Here is a 2,058-nt window from a genome sequence, read left to right as displayed (position 1 = left end):
CTGCGCTGCGAGGGAAGAAATACCATTGTGCCGGCGGGGGCTTATCGGCGGGCCAAAAAGACCTTCGAGCGCGGAGCATTGCTCGTACCGGTCAAAGGAGTGGGTGCGGCAAAGCTCGTCCAAATTATGGAGCCGCGAAGCCTCTATGGCTTGTCCCACTATGAGCAGTTTGCCGACCTCTTTCAGGACAAAGTCTTGCCGATCTACCGCGTAGTCGGTTTCCGGCGATAAGGGTTTGGCGTGGCGTGTATGAGACCGTGCGGTGTCAGCACAAGGCATAGAGTCTACCACTGGCGGAGGCGCAGATGCGAACGCTGTTGAGCTGGCCGAACCGCATCACCTTAGCGCGAATAGGCTTGCTGTTCTTCTTGGTGGTATTGGTCTACAATCAGAACCTGTGGGCGCGACTTGCCGCTGCAGGCTTGGCCGTGCTGGTGATTGTCATGGACTGGCTGGACGGGTACCTGGCACGCAGGCTCGACGCTGCAACGGTGCTGGGCAGTGTCCTCGACATCGCCGGTGACCGCATCATCGAGGCGGTGCTGTGGATTGTGCTTGCCGATCTTCGCCTTGTGCCGGTGTGGATTCCCATCGTGGTTGTCTCGCGGGACATTCTCACGGACAGTATCCGTGGTTTTGCCCTGCGCTTCGGGTACACAGCCTTCGGCAAAAGCACCATGATGCGCAGCAGGTTGGGGCGATTTCTCACCGGCTCGCCGTGGATGCGCACCTCCTACGCGGTGCTTAAGGCTTTCACGTTCGGGTGGATTCTGCTGCTGAGTGTGCTGGCTGAAGCAGCAAGCCGATGGCAGCCAGGGGTACGCGGAGCAGCGAGCGTTGGGTTGAAGATCGGCTACTGGGCCGCCGTCCTCACCGCCGTCATGTGCCTGGTGCGGGGTGTTCCGGTCATCGTCGAAGGCTTGGCGCTCATTCGCCAGAAGGAGAGCGAGGTTGCCGGAAGTGGTGTTTCTTGACATCGACGGCACGCTCCTGCCCAGGAGCTTAGAGCAATGGTTTGTGCCCTACCTGATACGACAGGGATGGGTGCGTCCGGCCAAAGCGGCCGCCTCGTACTGTCGCAGCTTTCTTAGCGGATCGAGTAGAAGTTGGTTCGATCTCAAGTTGCGCTACCTTGCAGGCATGCCACTGGCGACAGTGGAGCAATGGGCCCAAGAGTGCTGGGAGAAGGTGGTAAGGGGGCGACTCTTCCCCGGCATTGTGGCGCTGGTGCATGAGCTGCAGCGCAGCGAGGTACGGCTCGTGATCCTGAGTGGCACACCGACCTTTCTTGCTGCTCCTTTGGGGAGGTATCTGGGTATTGCCGAGCTTATCTGTGCCGAGCCAGCGGTAGTGGACGGAGTGCTCACTGGAAGCCTGGCAAGGCCCCATCCGCGAGGGGTGCGCAAAGTAACAGCCGCAGAGCGGTGGCTGCAGGACGCGAAGCTCTCCCCAGCGCAGGCGGGGGCCATCGCCGACCACTGGGACGACAGGTTTTTGCTGTCCCTTGTGGGGTGGTCGGTGGTCGTTCGGCCGGGACTGCGTCTGTCTCTCTTGGCACACCGGCGTGGCTGGTCAGTGGTCAGAGATCCCAATGCCGCGCGGGAGCCGGAGAGGATTCTGCGCCAGAAGTTGTCACGACGGAAAGGGGACTATGGGGAAGACTGAGAAGTCGGCACGGCGGGATACCGGTATCGTCATCGGGCAGCCGCCCGAGGAAGTGACAAGCGAACTCAGACAGTGTGGCATCCGGCCCGCCGCCGTGCGGGTTGCCATCCGCAGTGATCTGGATTTGCGAGGAGGCCAAGCCTCAAGTTGGCTCATCATCACCGACGAGTCGGTGGTGGCCGTTACCCCCTCCGCGCCGAGTGGCGATCGGATCGTCGGCCCTTTTGCATTGAACAGCATCAGCAAGGTGCGCGTCTTCACCGGTGTGGGGAGCAGCTTCCTGCAGGCCTACATCCAGAACCTGTACGTCGACGTAATCCGCTTTAGCAACGCCCGCCGCGAAGAGTTCAACAGGGCGCACCTCTATTTGGAGGGGCTGTTGGAGAACCGGCC

The 2,058-nt window shown here is 61.2% G+C and carries 4 protein-coding genes; all 4 read left to right on the top strand.

Annotated features, from left to right (window positions below):
- A partial coding sequence (locus H5U38_03275) for a hypothetical protein (protein ID MBC7186036.1) occupies window positions 1-231 on the top strand: 231 nt, incomplete at its 5' end.
- Between the two features lie 74 nt (window positions 232-305).
- Window positions 306-974, top strand: coding sequence for a CDP-alcohol phosphatidyltransferase family protein (locus tag H5U38_03270; protein MBC7186035.1), 669 nt, complete (start codon window positions 306-308; stop codon window positions 972-974).
- Window positions 952-1,665, top strand: coding sequence for an HAD family phosphatase (locus H5U38_03265; protein ID MBC7186034.1), 714 nt, complete (start codon window positions 952-954; stop codon window positions 1,663-1,665). The genes H5U38_03270 and H5U38_03265 overlap by 23 nt, the downstream gene beginning before the upstream one ends.
- The coding region (locus tag H5U38_03260) for a hypothetical protein (GenBank protein MBC7186033.1) at window positions 1,652-2,058 on the top strand (407 nt) is incomplete at its 3' end. The genes H5U38_03265 and H5U38_03260, both read left to right, overlap by 14 nt.

Source organism: Calditrichota bacterium (genome assembly GCA_014359355.1).
Taxonomy (GTDB): Bacteria; Zhuqueibacterota; Zhuqueibacteria; order JANLFK01; family Oleimicrobiaceae; genus Oleimicrobium.
This window is presented reverse-complemented; position numbering and strand designations above follow the sequence as displayed.

What these genes read in the sequence shown, in the direction of transcription:
- H5U38_03270 (MBC7186035.1), top strand. Translation starts at nt 306, where the DNA reads ATGCGAACGCTGTTGAGCTGGCCGAACCGCATCACCTTAGCGCGAATA.